Origin of the sequence: Microcystis sp. M144S2 (assembly GCF_020246065.1) — a bacterium.
GTDB lineage: Bacteria > Cyanobacteriota > Cyanobacteriia > Cyanobacteriales > Microcystaceae > Microcystis > Microcystis ichthyoblabe_A.
In genome coordinates, this window is record NZ_JADBTR010000140.1 from 1 (window position 1) to 15,793 (window position 15,793).

Consider the following 15,793-nt stretch of genomic DNA (forward strand, 5'->3'; position numbering starts at 1 on the left):
ATTGTACCTATTTCCTGTAGCAAAAGTAGCAGGTAGCAAGTTATTGACACAAATCGCAAAGTATTTGTAACTAAATTTTTACGAAATAGATGTTGATGTCGCTTCCCTCCTGCGGGACGGCAAGAAAGGAGTGAGAAAATACATATAAATGTACTACCAGAGGTAGCATTAGCCCAAAATTCTGCGATCAATGCTTTAAAAAGGGAAAATGAGCTAAATTTCCCCCACAAGTAACCTCTATTAATCCCCACCCACTAGATAGGTATAACGTCGCAAACTGCGTTCATAATCCTGTAGTAGTAATTGGGATTCTTCCACAGTCATGCGATTTTCCTGCAAAGCTTGTTCACAACGAAGACGAATTCTTTCTAACAGGTCTTCCGCAGAATACTGCACATAACTTAATACTTCCGTGATCGTATCTCCTTTGACTAGATACTCGATATCGTACCCCTTGGGACTCATCTGAATATGTACCACGTTAGTATCGCCAAAAAGATTATGTAAATTGCCCATAATCTCTTGATAAGCACCCACCAGAAACATTCCTAGATAATAGGGTTCCGGAGAATGTTTACCGTTTTTGTACTCCAAAGGATGCAATTCTAAAACTGATTTTATGTCCCCGCGCAAATCGATAAACTGGGCAATTTTCCCGTCACTATCACAGGTTAAATCGGCGAGAATTCCTCTTTGAGTAGGTTCTCGATCGAGACGATGAATCGGCATAATTGGAAATAGTTGATCGATCGCCCAACTATCGGGAACTGACTGAAAAACCGAGAGATTGGCATAATAAATTGAGGCCATAATTTGCTCTAAGTCTTCCAAGTCATCGGGAACATAATCCTGTTGTCGGGCCACTTGCAGAATTTTGTGACAACAAGCCCAGTACAATTGTTCGGCTCTAGCTCGTTCCTTGAGACTGAGATAACCGAAATTAAACAGACTAATCGCCTCCTCTTTGAACTGTCCCGCATCGTGATAAGCTTCCTGATAATTGCGCTCATCGATACCCGTGTAGGTTTCCCAGAGATTGCGGAGGATGAGGTGTTCTTTCCCATTGCAGGGATCGGGGGGATTTTGGGGAACCTCACTACTTCCCAAGATATCAAAGACTAACACCGATTGATGAGAAGCGATCGCCCGGCCACTTTCACTGATGAGAATTGGAGGTGAAATCTGGGCATCTTCACAAGCTTCCTTGACCTCGGCCACGATATCATTGGCATAATTCTGCATATTGTAGTTTTTTGAGGCGTAGAAGTTAGTTTTTGAGCCATCGTAATCGACCCCTAAACCACCCCCCACATCGAGATAGGTCATATTTGCCCCTAATTTCGCTAATTCCACATAAATCTGACTAGCTTCGCGAATAGCATCCTTAATGACGCTAATAGCGGAGATTTGCGACCCAATATGATAGTGCAGCAGTTGCAGACAATCTAACATCCCCGCTTGTTCTAATTCCGTCACCACCGTTAAGATTTCTGGGACGGTTAAACCGAATTTTGCCCGGTCTCCCGTGGAACATCCCCAACGGCCCACCCCTTTTGTCCCCAGTTTCGCACGCACTCCCAAATGAGGGGCAATTCCTAACTGACGACTGACCCGCAGGGTTAAATATAATTCTTCCAATTGTTCGATGACAATCAAAGGCCGATGACCGAGACGAGTGGTCAAAAGAGCGGTTTCGATGTATTCTTTGTCCTTATAGCCGTTACAAATTAGCAGTGGTTGTGTTTTGTCATTTTTGCCGTTTAAGGCAGGTTCTAGGGTAGCTAAAGCAATCATTAGCTCAGGTTTTGAACCAGCCTCCAACCCAAATTGATAGGGTTTACCAAAACGCACTAAAGACTCGACGATGTGACGGTGTTGATTGCACTTGATCGGATAGACACCGCGATAGACATTGGGATAATTATAACGGGCGATCGCTCGGCTAAAACAGGCATTCAGGCGCTCGATCCGGTCTTCCAAAATATCACTAAACCGAATTAACAGCGGTAAACCGATATTCCGCCGCTTAATCGCCGAAACTAACTCGTATAAGTCCAAAGAACCGCCCCTTTCTCCCTGGGGCGAGACGGTAATATTTCCCGCAGCATTGATCGAGAAATAGGGTTCTCCCCAGCCTTGGATACGATAGAGATTTTCGCTATCTTCGATCGACCAATGTTTAACGGGGGCAACTTTTTCGAGGTTGTTACCGTCAGAAGGGGTCAGATCGAGTGGAGATAATTGCTTTTCTTGTTTCTTAAGTTGAGTTTTACCCGCCATTGTCTATCGATCGCTCCGTGTGAGACTCCGATCTTCTATCTTAAGTCAGACTTCCTGTCTGCGACCAAGATTCCGATCGTGATAGAATTTACTCTCTAGGCTCGATCTCTAGGAATAGTCATCTATATAAATTCAAGGCTATGCAGTTATTAGACTCAAAAGGACGTTTATTCGGTAAATTTAGCTTGCTTGATATCGGAGCGGCCTTAGTAATTTTATTGACAATTATCGGTATTTTTGTTGTGCCGGGGACGAGTGGTAAAAGTACGATCGCTCAAGTGACCAAAGAACCCATAGAAGTGGATGTTATTGTCCGGGGTTTAAGTGTTCTTAATCCCAACGCTTTGATTAATCAATTCAATACCGAGAAGAAAACTAATATTGTTATTCGTAATCAACCAGCCGGTCAAGTGGATATAAAAAATGTTAAACCTTTAGCGAGAAATGTCTTAGTGCCGCAGCCAGATGGTAGTGTGAAAGTCCTACCCGATCCCCGCACGGAAAACTATTCTCAAGATATGATTATGACTCTCAGTGGTCAAGCGGAAGTTACTGATACTGGTGCGGTTGTGGGCGGTCAAAAGGTGAAAATTGGCACTTTAATCGAGTTAGAAGGAGATAATTATAATTTCAACACCAGTGTTATCGATGTCCGTTTACCAAAAAGGTCTTAGTTAGTAAACAGTGAGCAGTAAACAGTGAAAAGACAGTAGGAAACTTCCATGTAACACTGCTCACTTGAAAACTCAAATCTGATAACTGATAACTGATAACTGATAACTGATAACTGATAACTGATAACTGATAAGAGGATTAACTGCTATTTATACACCGCCTTTAGCTCGTTTGATCGAGCAGTTACAAAAATTACCCGGGGTGGGACCAAAAAGCGCTCAACGTCTGGCCCTGTATATTCTCAAACGACCAGAACAAGATGCGATCGAATTGGCCCAGGCGATCGTAGCAGCGAAAAAACAAGTAGGATTATGTCAGGTTTGTTTTCATCTTTCGGCCGAACCAATCTGCGAAATTTGCCGCAATCCTAACCGGGAAACGGGGACTATCTGTGTGGTAGCTGACTCCAGAGATGTGATTGCTTTGGAGAAAACTAGGGAATATTCGGGCAAATATCACGTTTTAGGCGGTGTTATCTCACCTATGGATGGGATTGGACCGGATCAATTAAATATACAGTCTTTAGTCACCAGAGTCAGCCAGAAAAAAATTCAGGAAGTTATCTTAGCTATCAGTCCCAGTGTCGAGGGAGAAACCACGACTTTGTATATCGGGGGTTTACTAAAACCCTTCACTAAAGTTACCCGTATCGCTTTTGGGTTGCCCATGGGCGGCGATCTGGAATACGCTGATGAAGTAACTTTAGCGAGAGCTTTAGAAGGTCGTCGGGAATTATAGAGCAGGGTGTGAGGTTTTGATCAGGTTACTTTTTGGCGAATAATCGAGCATTTGTAGCCGGCGATACAGTTTAATACTGCGTCTTATGCTCAGTTGCAGAATTTGTAGATGCAGAAATCTTTGGGGGGGGAATCACCAGCAACTGCACGGGAGCGAGAGAGAGCGCTGTTAAATGCTTTAAAGGCTGTTCTAGAATCGCCATTTCGCCGAAACAGTCGCCGTTTCCCCAGATTTTTTAGGACGATTATTCGGCCCGACTACTCAAAGGGTTATTGAGATTGCCGGTGCCTGGACGTTTAACATTATGGGATTGTAACAGCGAGATCGCCTGTTGATACTGGGGATCATCCTTAGTTCCCAGCAAAGAAGGATCATCGCGGAAGCGCAGCTGTTGTTCTTGGGTTAACTCGATCTGCACATCGGGTTTAATGCCTTTTTTGTAGATATTTTCGCCGTTGGGGGGATAATAACGGGCAATTGTCACCGCTAAACCAGAACCATCGGAGAGGGTGTGTACCGATTGGACGGTACTCTTGCCATAGGTCGATGTACCCACTAAAGTCGCCCGGCCATTTTCTTTTAGCGCTCCGGCGAGGATTTCGCTGGCGCTGGCGGAACCTTTATTAACCAAGACTACTAGGGGTAAATCGGTAATAGCGGTGTTATTGGCGATAAATTGACGATCTCCACCACGTCGATCGATAGTGCTAACGATTTTGCCCTGTTTCATCCACATACGAGCGATATCAACACTAGCAAATAGTAACCCGCCGGGGTTGCCCCGCAGATCGAGAACATAGCCGGATACCTGTTGTTGACTTAATTCCTCGATCGCCTGTTTCATTTGTTCGGCTGCGTGGGAACTAAATTCATCCAGTTTGATATAACCAACTTTCACCCCACCTTCCTGTTTAAGGGTATAGCTAACGGAGGGGATTTCGATATCTACCCGGGTCAAAGTCACTTCAAATACGCCTTGATCGGGACGGGCAAGCTGTAAACTAACGCTAGTACCCACTTCTCCCTGTAGTGCCTCCATTGCCTGTTCTAAGGTCATTAAAGCGGTGGGTTTGCCATTAATTCTGATCAGGCGATCGCCGCTTTTCACTCCCGCTTCCTTGGCGGGGGATTTTTTCACCGTATCGACAACGACCAGATCGCTAGTGCGTTTATCGAGAGCTAAACGTACCCCAATTCCCGATAATTCTCCGGAAGTTTGACTGGTGAGGACAGAAAATTCACTAGGAGTTAAAAAACGGGTATAAGTATCATCCAATTCCTTTAAAGCTTCGCGAATTGCTGTGTAAGCTTGTTGGGGATTAGTATAATTTCTGCTTAACAATTCTTGACGTTTTTTTTGCCAATCAATTTGATGAAAACCACGATCTACAAATTCATTATTAACAATTTGCCAAACCTGGTCGATGACCGCTTTCGGGTTATCTTCTAAGGGTTTTTCCCCTTTGGCTGCGGGGGTAAGGACCATCAGGGAACTAACTGCTAGGGTAGCGATCGCACCTCCGGATAGGAGTTTCTGCACGGAAAGGAACGAGGGACGCGACTGGTTCATAAAGACAAAGCCAAAATAAGATTGACGTTTCAATAAAGCCATTCAAAAAGCGGGAGCATTTTGCCTTCGAGGGAGGTGAGGAGCAGTGTTAACTACGACTTTCGTATAGATAAGGGAGTTCCTTGTCTGGCTCTAGTATCCACTATAGTTCTAGTTCTATAAAATCGAGCAATATCTGGCGATGAATTTTTCCTAAAGAACGAGTCTGATTAATCTTCTGGGAATAGTATTCCCCTTGACGGATGGCAGCCGGAGGTAATAATGCTAAATCTTGCCCTTCTGTTTGCACTAATTTTTCTAATCCCAGGGTCAGGGGTACATGATAAAGATAACGGGAGAGATTATCATCGTTATAAGAGCGAAAATAGCGTAAACTAGGGGCTTCGTAGTTAATTTCTTCTTTTAACTCTCGTTTTAACCCTATTTCTGGACTTTCACCCGCTTCTAAGTGACCACCAAATAAACCCCACACCCCCGGATAGAGAATCGTCGGTATGTCGTCGCGCAACTGCATTAAAAATCGACCGTCCTGTTCCAAAATCGCCAAAGCAACGAATATCATCAGTTATCAGTTATCAGTTATCGGTTATCAGTTATCAGGAGTCAGGAGACGGGAGACAGGAGATTATTTGTATTTTCTCCCCACTTCCCACTTCCCACTTCCCACTTCATAATTCATAATTCATAATTCCCACACCTAACCCTAGCTATTTCTCGCTTTGTTTATGGGGTAAAAAGAAAGCATCAAGGAGGTCTGGGACGGGTTTAACCACTGCGGGGGGTTTGGGGGGAATCGCTTCTGCGACGGGTTGTGCGGGGGGATTGGGTTTAATGGGGGTAAGGACGGGAGTTTCTGGGGGTTTCGTTTCAGCTGCGCTGGGAATTGTCACCTGTCGGGGATTTTCGAGGGGTTTAGTGGAGACTGGGGGAGAATTATTTTCTGGGGGTTTAACTTCCGAGGTGGGGGAAGGTTTAATTTCCGGGGACGGGGAAGGAGTAGGAACCGAATTAACTGCTACTGCATCCATCTGTTCTAATTCCACCACATACACTTCGTTGACGGTTTGGGAACCTTGGGGAATAGCCTCAAAGTCAATTTTGCCCTTAATGACGATTTCTTCGCCTTGACGGGGTAATTTATTGCTATTGGTGCGAATCCAAATCTTACCGGACCCATCCTGCAAAAGATAGGCTCCTCCCGCTAAAAAAGGGGCATAATTGCTGACAGTTCCCCTAAGATAAACTAAAGCACCTTTTGGTTTTTCCTGTAATTGCTCGATCGCTGTTAGGGGAGGATCACCGATGTAGGGAACGGCAATACCGAGGTCAGCAAGGGTACTACAACCGAATAACCCTAGCAATAATAATAAACTGCCGATGCGCCCTACACGAGTCTGAATAGACATTCTTGCTTTAACCTTAACGAGTGCGATTAGCCAATCTTTTTGACCATAGAATAGATCCGAAAGATTTTTGTTCTCGGTATTATCATAGAATGTCCGTAACTACTTGCCAAATTCTCGACGGGAAAGCCTTAGCTCAAAAAATCCAGCTTGGTCTAGGAGAGCGCATCCAGACGCTACAATCTCAAATGGGACGACCTCCGGGGTTAGCGGTGTTGATGGTGGGGGATAATCCTGCTAGTGCCGTTTATGTACGCAATAAGGAGAAAGCTTGTACTAAAATCGGCATGGCCTCTTTTGGTCGTCATTTTCCTACCGATACAAGTGAACTAGAAATTTTAGCGGAAATTGTCCGTCTCAATCAAGATGAGCGGGTGGACGGGATTTTAATTCAATTACCCTTACCTAAGCATTTAGATGCGGTTTCCCTTCTCTACCAAATTGACCCGAAAAAAGATGCTGATGGTTTACATCCTCTCAATTTAGGCGGTTTAGTGCGAGGTGAGGACTGTATTCGCAGTTGTACTCCTGTGGGGGTCATGGCACTGCTGAAAGAATATAATATTCCCATAGCTGGTAAGCACGCGGTGGTGGTGGGTCGCAGTATTCTAGTGGGGAAACCTTTAGCTTTAATGTTATTGGAGGAAAACGCTACGATAACTATTGCTCACTCGCGCACGGAAAATCTCGCAGAAATAACCAGAAGTGCTGATATTTTAGTACCTGCGGTCGGTAAAGCGAATTTAATCACTAAAGATATGGTCAAACCTGGTGCGGTGGTGGTGGATGTGGGGATTAATCGTGTGGCTGACCGTTTGGTGGGAGATGTGGACTATGCTGGGGTTTTAGAAGTAGCTAGTTATCTTACTCCTGTCCCCGGTGGTGTCGGTCCGATGACGGTGGCAATGTTATTAAAAAATACGTTGTTAAGTTATGAACGCAAGTTATAAACCCTCAGCTACCAGCTATCAGCTATTCAGTAATTCTACCGATACAATTTTGTCAATCTAGCAAGTTGGGATTTTTACGGGGAAACTCTCTTTTAAAATTGGGCTTTACTTTTGATTTTATTACTCAATCCAAGCTTTTGGGGGGTAGAACCCCCCAAACCCCTAGGGTTGATTCATTTAAATTAAGTACAGCTGATTTTGAGTCAATAAATTTGACTTAAGATTCTCAATTTTATCTTTCTCTAACCAAAAGAGTTAGTCACAATAATTAATCTTTAATCTTCTGCCAATATTTATTATAAATAGATTGATAAAGCTTGTTCTCAAGGCACTAAAAGCCTATCTCTCTTGAAATTGTCTGAGAGTACATCCTGTTAATTTAGCTAATTTTTCTGCTTCTTACGTCGATAAAACTATCAGTTTTTCCCAACGTTCAGCTAACCACCTCTGTCCCTCTGTTATTGAGAGAAAACCTAAACTTCTGAAAAGATTCAATCCTATAGTTGTGAGAATTGACCAATTGCTTGCCGCTTGAAAATCACTTATCTGGCTTTTATCTTCCTCAAAAATTACATCTTTTACCCAATGTAACTGATTTTCTATTTTCCAATGTCCTCGAATAATTTTAGCAAATACTTGGGCGGATTCGGTTAAGCTACTGATATAGTAAGCTGTTTCTTCATAAGTTTTATCCCCGCGACTACCCTTTCTTTCTACTTTAATAAGTCTTCGCAGATTTTCAAACCCTTGTCTTTCATTTTTCCTCACTTTAAAAACTTCTATTTTTCTGGATATTTTTCGACCATGACTATTATCTTGTTCAAGAAAACAACTTTCTGGCTTTGCAGAATCTAATGCCCTATTTTAGCTGAAACAGTCCAGTAGCAGATTACCTGATCGGCGATCGCACTGAAAAAAGCTCCCCACTTCCCCAACACTGAATAATAGGTTCCAATCCCAGTGATCTGTGCTACCATGCGGGGTAAATTCAAGCGATCTCCAGACACCTATGAGCAAGGTTCTCGTGTTGAATGCCTCCTACGAACCGCTAAATATCACCAGTTGGCGGCGCGCGATCGTTTTATTGTTGAAAGGAAAAGCTGAATCCCTAGAACATAACGGAAAAGTGGTTTGTCGTGACTTACCCCTACCTTCTGTTATCCGTCTGAGGCAATACGTCCGTGTTCCCTACAAGGAAATTCCTTTAACCCGTCGTAATATTCTCGAACGAGATCATCACACCTGTCAATACTGTCTCTACCGAGGTGAACAATTAACCATCGATCATGTGATTCCCCGTTCTCGCGGAGGGGGTGATACCTGGGAGAATTTAGTGGCGGCTTGTGTGCGTTGTAATGTGCATAAGGGCAATCGTACACCAAAAGAGGCCAATATGTCCCTGCACGCCCAGCCGCGTCGTCCCTACAGCAGTCTCCACTTTGAGCTATTAAAGCACACTAGGGGGAATCACAATCACGAATGGCGTAAATATGTCATCGGCATTTAGGGTGAAAAGGGCATGGTGAAACCAAGACCAAAATTGATTCCCATGCCATTATTATTAGTCTGGGTGCGAGGATTGGCAACTCCCGTGCCTAGATAAACCGAACAACCGCGACAGGGGGTATTGACTCGGTAGCGCACCGCCATGGGATCATTGGGATCGGTGATAGTTACTCCCTGATGGTTTAAATCTTTAATTAGATTGGTGACGGGTTTGAAAAAATCGGAGCTGGGGGGTTGACTTGGTTGCAGTTCTAGGGTTTGTTCTTGGGAAGCAAGAACGATTTCGGAAGCGATAATTAGCAGTAGAGAGGTAGTTAAGCCAAATAAACCCAGATTATTTTTGATCTTCATTTTTTTTTATCACCGAGAGACTGTTAATTTTTTCTGGTGAGAATTCTAGCGTTTTCTCACCAGAAAGGAACCTACCCTAATCAGTAAAAAAAATTTACTGATTTCTACCATACTTATAATAAGCGGCACAAGCACCTTCACTAGAAACCATACAAGTGCCGATGGGATGTTCGGGAGTACAAGCAGTCCCAAATACTTTACATTCCCAGGGTTTTAAAACACCTTTAAGAATTTCGCCACACTGACAAGCTTTGTGATCTTTAACACGCTGATTGGGTAGGGTAAATTTTTTCTCCGCATCAAAATTACTGTACTCATCTCGCAGTTTTAACCCTCCTTGAGCAATTTCTCCTAAACCTCGCCATTCAAACTGATCCCGCAGTTCAAAAACTTGCTTGATTGCCGATAAAGCGACTCTATTTCCTTGATTTTGTACCACTCGATCGTACTGATTTTCGATCTCACATCTCTGCTCATCTAATTGTTTTAATACCATCCAAATTGATTGGAGAATATCCAAAGGTTCAAACCCAGAAACTACCACAGGTTTATGATATTCTTGGGCAATAACTTGATAGGGTTCTGTGCCAATTACCATGCTAACATGACCGGGCCCAACAAAACCGTCTAACTGTAAATCTGGGTTATCTAACAAAGCTTTCAGAGCGGGAATAATCACCACATGATTAGAAAATAAACTAAAATTAGTGATGCCATCTCTTTGCGCTTCTAAAACGGTTAAAGCTGTGCTAGGAACGGTTGTTTCAAAACCTAAGGCTAAAAATATTACTTCTTTATCGAGATTTTCTCTGGCAATTTTTAAGGCATCGCGAGGAGAATAAACCATGCGAATATCATCACCTTTTGCTCGCGCTTGCAGCAGACTCAAATGGGAACCAGGGACACGCATAGTATCGCCAAAAGTTGTCAGAATTACGTTCGGTTGTTGTGCGAGAAAAATGGCATCATCTAAACGACCTCGCGGCATCACACAAACGGGACATCCGGGACCATGAATTAATTCGATAGTTTCGGGAAGTATTGCCTCGATACCGTATTTAAAAATTGAGTGGGTATGACCTCCACAAACCTCCATAATTTTAGTAACTTTTTCCCGCTTTTCAGAGATTCTTATCGATAATTGTTCTATTTGTTGAATTAATCCTGCCGCTTTAACTGGATCACGAAATTCATCAACGTATTTCATTGTTTATCTCCTTTAATTATAATTTTTAGCTGTCGGTCGTCGGTAATAATTGCCGTGATTTATATTTCCTAAGATAGACAACAAAATCAATTTATGTGTGAATACTGTAAGAACATTAATTATAATTAAATTCTTACTCTAATTCCAATAATTGTGTTAATAAATTTAATGTTTCTTGCGCCTCATCTTCATCAATTCGATTCATGGCAAAACCCACATGAACTAATACCCAATCCCCTACACAAGTATTAGTGGGATGGTCTTCATCAACAATGCAAGTAATATTTACTTCTCTTTTGACCCCCCCCACATCGACGAGAGCGAGATTATGGTTTTCATCAATAATTGCCGTAATTTGTCCCGGTATGCCTAAACACATAGTTTTTACCTTAAAAAATCTAGTTTTTGTTAATTATGGGCTGATTTTTGGGCTAGAGATTGCAGTAAGAGTAACCGAGAATCAGGTCATACTTCATCCGTCTAAGAAACGCTATCCAGTCAAAGGTTATCCTTTTTACTTTTTCCTTTCCCCTTTCCCCTTTTTACTCGGTCTTACCTGCCATTCTGGACTATTGCCCTCAAGAACAGCTTTTTTTCCCGTATCTTTTTTAAGATTTCCCCTGTCCCGGACCGTGGACACTATCCCAGCAAGAGTAAAACTTTTGTATTAGGGACTACACCAATGATAAGAAATTATTCAATCAATCGATCGGGTGACATTCTAGGCTATGATTTCCCTGACTATAGTTATTTCTCTACATTAAGGAAAATAGACAATGACAGCCTTTCCCATCGATTTGAGCGCCTATAAACCCATCAGTCTCGACCCCAGTAAACCCACCCTCACCGACGACCAAAGAAGCGCCCTAAAAGCCAATATCCAACTCTGTCGCGATGCTATCATCTTTTTCACTGCCACGGGTGCGGCCCGGGGTGTGGGTGGTCACACCGGCGGCCCCTACGATACCGTCCCGGAAGTGGTGATTCTCGATGCTCTTTTCCGCAGTCAACCTAGTCAATTTGTACCAATTTTCTTCGATGAAGCGGGACACCGCGTCGGTACTCAATATCTCATGTCCGCGTTAGAAGGTTCTTTACCCCCAGAACAATTAATGCACTACCGCGAGGCTAATTCTAAACTCCCCGGACACCCGGAATTAGGATTAACCCCCGGCGTCAAATTTAGTTCTGGCCGTTTAGGACATATGTGGCCCTACGTTAACGGTGTCGCTTTAGCTAACCCCGGAAAAACCGTTTTTTGTTTAGGTTCCGATGGTTCTCAACAGGAAGGCAATGACGCAGAAGCTGCCCGTTTAGCCGTGGCTCAACACATCAATGTTAAGCTGATTATTGATGATAATGATGTTACCATTGCCGGTAATCCTTCCAAATATTTACCCGGTTATGATGTGGCTAAAACTCTCGCCGGCCATGGCGTAAAAGTGTTAGTGGGAGATGGGGAAGATATCGATAGTTTGTATCGCAATATCTGTGAAGCAATTAATACTCCCGGCCCGATTGCGATTATTAATAAACGTCCCATGTGTCCGGGGATTGAAGGTTTAGAAGGGTCTAACCACGGTCATGATGTGATTTCTGTACCCTTGGCTTTGAAATATTTAGAGGCAAAAGGACACAGTGCCGCCGTGGAATATCTCAACAGTATTAAGAAGCCTTCTAATGACTATAAATTCCTCGGTTCTGGGGATAAATGGGGTTCTAACCGCAACGTTTTCGGTGAAGCGGTGGTCAGTCTTTTAGGCAAAATGAGCGAGGAAGAACGCAAGGCTAAGGTATTAGTAGTAGATAGCGATTTAGAGGGTTCCTGCGGTCTGAAAATTATCCACGATAAACATCCCGAAGTGTTTATTCCTTCCGGTATTATGGAACGGGGCAATCTTTCGGCAGCCGCTGGTTTTGGTATGGAAAAAGGTAAACAGGGAATTTTCGCCACCTTTGCCGCTTTTCTAGAAATGTGTATTTCTGAAATTACCATGGCCCGCTTGAATTATTCTAATCTTTTATGTCATTTTTCCCATTCTGGTATCGATGACATGGCGGATAATACCTGTCACTTTGGTTTGAATAATTTCTTTGCCGATAATGGACTAGATGACGGTTACGAAACCCGTCTTTATTTCCCAGCCGATGCCGCACAAATGACCGCTTGTGTCGAGGCAACTTTCCATCAACCCGGTTTACGTTTTATCTTCTCGACTCGTTCTAAAACTCCCAATATTCTTGATACTAACGGCCATAATTTCTTTGGCGATGGTTACACCTTTGTCCCCGGAAAAGATGAAGTAATTCGGGAAGGTACTGCCGGTTATATCATCAGCTTTGGCGATGGTTTATACCGCGCTTTAGATGCAGTGGAACGCTTAAAACAAGAGGGGATCGACGTGGGTTTAATTAATAAATCTACTCTCAATGTAGTGGATGAAGAAATTATCGCTAAAGTTGGTAATTCTCCCTTTGTTTTAGTGGTAGAAGCATTTAACCGTCGCACGGGTTTAGGTAGCCGTTATGGTTCTTGGTTACTCGAACGCGGTTTAACTCCTAAATACGCCTACATTGGTACTCACCATGAAGGTTGTGGCGGTTTATGGGAACAATTCCCCCACCAAGGTATTGACCCAGTTGGTATCATTAGTAAAGTTAAATCTTTAATCGCTTAGATGGTATTTTAGGGTGGGCTTTAATCAGTTATCAGTTATCAGTTATCAGTAGAATTATTGTAAATTAATTATATGTTATAGTGGTGGTTTAACTAATTTTCCCCAAAAAATTAGTTAAACAGTACGTTTGTTTTAAATAAAAACTTGAAGTTTTACTTTTAACTCAAAACTCTTTAGATATGCTTTAATTTGGTTATCAAAACCTCTTTATTTGAGCGGCACAAACTATCTTAATTTTTATAATTGAGAATAAATTCTCCTGATTAATTACAATTCTCCTTCACTGGATTAATGTTTGGCAACTTTTAAGAAATGTGAAGATATGTTCTATAGTCATTTCAATTAAGATTGAGAATATCAATCCCAGAGTTCATAAGGATTTTGTTGGTCTAGATTGTATCAGACTTATCTGAAATGACTATATTCTTTTTTTGACTTCTATCTAAAAATCAATAAAAAAACCAAACCGTCTGTTTTACCATAAAAAAATTATGCAAGAGGTCTATTGGCGACGATTAAGCAAAGACTACGAGGATTGACCCGAAACTCTTTCCCTGAGCTACGTTGAACAGTTCGAGGCGTTTATTTATCTCGGCATGATTCGACTCATGTTGAGGCGGCTTGCCTAGACAACTAGGCTACCTGTGACCCTTTACAAACATCCTCTTAGTTAAAATCTAAGGGTTTTGTTAATTTTTTAGTATTTCTGTAGGGAGGAAGTCCCAGAATAGTGACTCCTAAAGACCGACTCCTAACCCCAGCTACCAACTTTTTCAGCAGATCCTAATTATATATTGGCTTCAAAAACGGGACAATAGCCTTCGGCAACCACTTTAAAACCGTAGAGGGGAGAAGCGGGATTCCAACAGCGCTGACTTTTGTAGTGGACACAGACACGACAGCAATCCATCTCCTCTAAAGCTTTGGTGATGCGATTAGGACTCTCGCTTAATAATTCCCGTTGGGAGACTCCCCGCAATAATAATTCTTCCCCTTGCCAGCGTGCTTCTACCAGTCCCGTATCGGCGAAATTACTCCACCGGGGATCCCGGGTGATCGACTCTGGTAAGGTGATAGTGACGATCGAATCCGATTCATTTAATTCTCCCTCATAGTGACTGGGGGCCGGGGGTGTCGGTTGCATAAAGCGATCGCCAATAGGCAATTCCACCAGGGTTCCCACGGCCGGGGAATGGAGTTGATAACGGCTTTGTAATTCTTCTAAACTGGTCAAATCCGCTAGATATAGGGGGGAGCCATGGACGAACATGATATGCTGCGGTCGCAGGTTATGGATTAGTTGGGTGGTGTTGCGACTATCGCTATGTTCAGCCAGTAGATAGGTTTCTTGGCTAATTAATCGCGAACGCTGTGCCGCTTTTAATCGGGGATTCTCCGGGTTGATATCGTGCAGGTGTTGGGGAACTAACATTAACCAAGGTTTATCCCCTTGCAGATATTTACTCACCTCCTCTAGGCGATCGATTAGTAAAATGATCGGAGTGGTTCCCCCTAGAGGTGTCGGTTTTTCTGGCAACCTTCGCAACCGGGGACAGATGCGCTCATCCCAAAATAAGGGCTGATGTTTGGCAAAATTCTGGACAGATGCGGGAAATTGTGGTAAAATTTCCAGGTAGGCATCGCAAGCTTTAGCGATCTTGCCCCCAACCCAGATATCAATATCGCGACCCGTGAATTGATGATGCGATCGCAGTAATTTTAAAATTTCTTGACCCAATCCCAAAGCGGGGACGGGTAGTAAAACATTTTGTCCCTCAGCGATCGCATGATAGATGCGATTCATCAACTGTTTTTCCTGCTGTCGTCGGTGGGGATGGCGTTCTGTGCCGTAACTGCCTTCAATAATCAGCACATCGGGGGATACTCCCCGCAGCAGATCGATCGATAATCCTTCCACCAGTTGAAAATTAGACAGGGAAAAATCGCCGGTATAGAGGACTTTATAGGTGCGTTTGGGGGTTTTGTAGGTGAATAGGACCACGGCAGCCCCGGGTAGGTGGCCGGCTGGAAAAATCTCGACGGTGAGATCATCAAAGAGAGTGATCGGTGATCGCCATGGCCAACCCTGACAGAAACTGCCGATTTCCTCGGCAGAATCCGGCCATTGTAGGGGCAGCAGTTGTACTGTCACCTCACTGGCATAAACTGGCAATTGGGGATAGGTCTGATGGAGAGTCATTAACCCACGGATGTGATCGCTGTGGGCATGACTACAGAACACCAGATCTACGGGTGGTTTTTTGTTTTGGGTGAGGGGTTGCAGATCGGCCAAACCGCAATCTAAAAGTATGCGATAGGGCCCGATTTTCAGGAGGAGACAAACCCCTTCCGATGTGTGACCGACACCAAAAGGTAAACAGGATAAAAGGGATTTCGACCCCCAGACAGCAGTAGAGCGTTGAACCATGGCAACC

The 15,793-nt window shown here is 43.4% G+C and carries 13 protein-coding genes and 1 pseudogene; 5 read left to right on the forward strand and 9 right to left on the reverse strand.

Annotated elements, in window-relative coordinates:
• Positions 1-240: 240 nt before the first annotated feature.
• On the reverse strand, positions 241-2,280 hold the full coding sequence (gene speA, locus IM462_RS16085; protein WP_287701239.1) for a biosynthetic arginine decarboxylase: 2,040 nt from the start codon (positions 2,278-2,280) through the stop codon (positions 241-243).
• 140 nt (positions 2,281-2,420) lie between these two features.
• On the opposite strand from speA, the gene IM462_RS16090 reads away from it, so the two are divergent.
• Positions 2,421-2,954: a DUF4330 domain-containing protein gene (locus IM462_RS16090; RefSeq protein WP_004162056.1), complete on the forward strand. Its 534-nt coding sequence runs from the start codon at positions 2,421-2,423 to the stop codon at positions 2,952-2,954.
• Between the two features lie 148 nt (positions 2,955-3,102).
• Entirely contained in the window at positions 3,103-3,693 is a 591-nt protein-coding gene (recR, locus tag IM462_RS16095; RefSeq protein WP_043999193.1) for a recombination mediator RecR, read from the forward strand.
• A gap of 244 nt (positions 3,694-3,937) precedes the next feature.
• On the opposite strand, the gene ctpB is transcribed toward recR, so the two are convergent.
• The 3 genes from ctpB to IM462_RS16110 all read right to left on the reverse strand — a co-directional run bounded on the left by ctpB (position 3,938) and on the right by IM462_RS16110 (position 6,669).
• On the reverse strand, positions 3,938-5,263 hold the full coding sequence (gene ctpB / locus IM462_RS16100; RefSeq protein WP_353737352.1) for a carboxyl-terminal processing protease CtpB: 1,326 nt from the start codon (positions 5,261-5,263) through the stop codon (positions 3,938-3,940).
• A gap of 142 nt (positions 5,264-5,405) precedes the next feature.
• Complete coding sequence (locus tag IM462_RS16105; RefSeq protein ID WP_287701241.1) at positions 5,406-5,825, reverse strand: NUDIX hydrolase; 420 nt, start codon at positions 5,823-5,825, stop codon at positions 5,406-5,408.
• Between the two features lie 145 nt (positions 5,826-5,970).
• Positions 5,971-6,669 (reverse strand): single stranded DNA-binding domain-containing protein, encoded by a 699-nt coding sequence (locus IM462_RS16110; protein WP_287701243.1) that lies wholly within the window; start codon positions 6,667-6,669, stop codon positions 5,971-5,973.
• Positions 6,670-6,758: 89 nt separating this feature from the next.
• Between IM462_RS16110 and folD the strand changes: the two genes are divergently transcribed.
• Positions 6,759-7,616 (forward strand): bifunctional methylenetetrahydrofolate dehydrogenase/methenyltetrahydrofolate cyclohydrolase FolD, encoded by an 858-nt coding sequence (folD, locus tag IM462_RS16115; RefSeq protein ID WP_287701245.1) that lies wholly within the window; start codon positions 6,759-6,761, stop codon positions 7,614-7,616.
• 399 nt (positions 7,617-8,015) lie between these two features.
• Here folD and IM462_RS16120 read toward each other — a convergent pair.
• A pseudogene (locus tag IM462_RS16120) lies at positions 8,016-8,468 on the reverse strand (ISAs1 family transposase); the annotation flags it as partial.
• A gap of 157 nt (positions 8,469-8,625) precedes the next feature.
• Between IM462_RS16120 and IM462_RS16125 the strand changes: the two are divergent.
• On the forward strand, positions 8,626-9,123 hold the full coding sequence (locus IM462_RS16125) for an HNH endonuclease (RefSeq protein ID WP_002759301.1): 498 nt from the start codon (positions 8,626-8,628) through the stop codon (positions 9,121-9,123).
• Here IM462_RS16125 and IM462_RS16130 read toward each other — a convergent pair.
• The 3 genes from IM462_RS16130 to IM462_RS16140 form a co-directional block, all read right to left on the reverse strand.
• On the reverse strand, positions 9,120-9,473 hold the full coding sequence (locus IM462_RS16130; RefSeq protein ID WP_287701247.1) for a hypothetical protein: 354 nt from the start codon (positions 9,471-9,473) through the stop codon (positions 9,120-9,122). The two genes, IM462_RS16125 and IM462_RS16130, sit on opposite strands and share 4 nt — an antisense overlap.
• A 94-nt stretch (positions 9,474-9,567) precedes the next feature.
• Complete coding sequence (gene hypD, locus IM462_RS16135) at positions 9,568-10,680, reverse strand: hydrogenase formation protein HypD (RefSeq protein WP_012268300.1); 1,113 nt, start codon at positions 10,678-10,680, stop codon at positions 9,568-9,570.
• A gap of 133 nt (positions 10,681-10,813) precedes the next feature.
• Complete coding sequence (locus IM462_RS16140) at positions 10,814-11,059, reverse strand: HypC/HybG/HupF family hydrogenase formation chaperone (RefSeq protein WP_287701250.1); 246 nt, start codon at positions 11,057-11,059, stop codon at positions 10,814-10,816.
• A gap of 397 nt (positions 11,060-11,456) precedes the next feature.
• Here IM462_RS16140 and IM462_RS16145 point away from each other — a divergent pair, with 397 nt between their 5' ends.
• The gene (locus IM462_RS16145; RefSeq protein ID WP_287701252.1) at positions 11,457-13,358 is read left to right on the forward strand and encodes a thiamine pyrophosphate-binding protein; all 1,902 of its coding nucleotides are present in this window, start codon (positions 11,457-11,459) and stop codon (positions 13,356-13,358) included.
• Positions 13,359-14,145: 787 nt separating this feature from the next.
• Here the strand turns inward: IM462_RS16145 and IM462_RS16150 are convergent.
• Positions 14,146-15,786, reverse strand: a complete 1,641-nt coding sequence (locus tag IM462_RS16150; protein ID WP_287701254.1) for an MBL fold metallo-hydrolase — start codon at positions 15,784-15,786, stop codon at positions 14,146-14,148.
• Positions 15,787-15,793 lie beyond the last annotated feature (7 nt).

Bases quoted from the DNA above. Each gene is read 5' to 3' on its own strand.
- IM462_RS16150 (WP_287701254.1), bottom strand. From the start codon at position 15,786: ATGGTTCAACGCTCTACTGCTGTCTGGGGGTCGAAATCCCTTTTATCC.
- IM462_RS16125 (WP_002759301.1), top strand. From the start codon at position 8,626: ATGAGCAAGGTTCTCGTGTTGAATGCCTCCTACGAACCGCTAAATATC.
- folD (WP_287701245.1), top strand. From the start codon at position 6,759: ATGTCCGTAACTACTTGCCAAATTCTCGACGGGAAAGCCTTAGCTCAA.
- hypD (WP_012268300.1), bottom strand. From the start codon at position 10,680: ATGAAATACGTTGATGAATTTCGTGATCCAGTTAAAGCGGCAGGATTA.
- IM462_RS16140 (WP_287701250.1), bottom strand. From the start codon at position 11,059: ATGTGTTTAGGCATACCGGGACAAATTACGGCAATTATTGATGAAAAC.
- IM462_RS16110 (WP_287701243.1), bottom strand. From the start codon at position 6,669: ATGTCTATTCAGACTCGTGTAGGGCGCATCGGCAGTTTATTATTATTG.
- speA (WP_287701239.1), bottom strand. From the start codon at position 2,280: ATGGCGGGTAAAACTCAACTTAAGAAACAAGAAAAGCAATTATCTCCA.
- IM462_RS16105 (WP_287701241.1), bottom strand. From the start codon at position 5,825: ATGATATTCGTTGCTTTGGCGATTTTGGAACAGGACGGTCGATTTTTA.
- IM462_RS16090 (WP_004162056.1), top strand. From the start codon at position 2,421: ATGCAGTTATTAGACTCAAAAGGACGTTTATTCGGTAAATTTAGCTTG.
- IM462_RS16130 (WP_287701247.1), bottom strand. From the start codon at position 9,473: ATGAAGATCAAAAATAATCTGGGTTTATTTGGCTTAACTACCTCTCTA.
- IM462_RS16145 (WP_287701252.1), top strand. From the start codon at position 11,457: ATGACAGCCTTTCCCATCGATTTGAGCGCCTATAAACCCATCAGTCTC.
- ctpB (WP_353737352.1), bottom strand. From the start codon at position 5,263: ATGAACCAGTCGCGTCCCTCGTTCCTTTCCGTGCAGAAACTCCTATCC.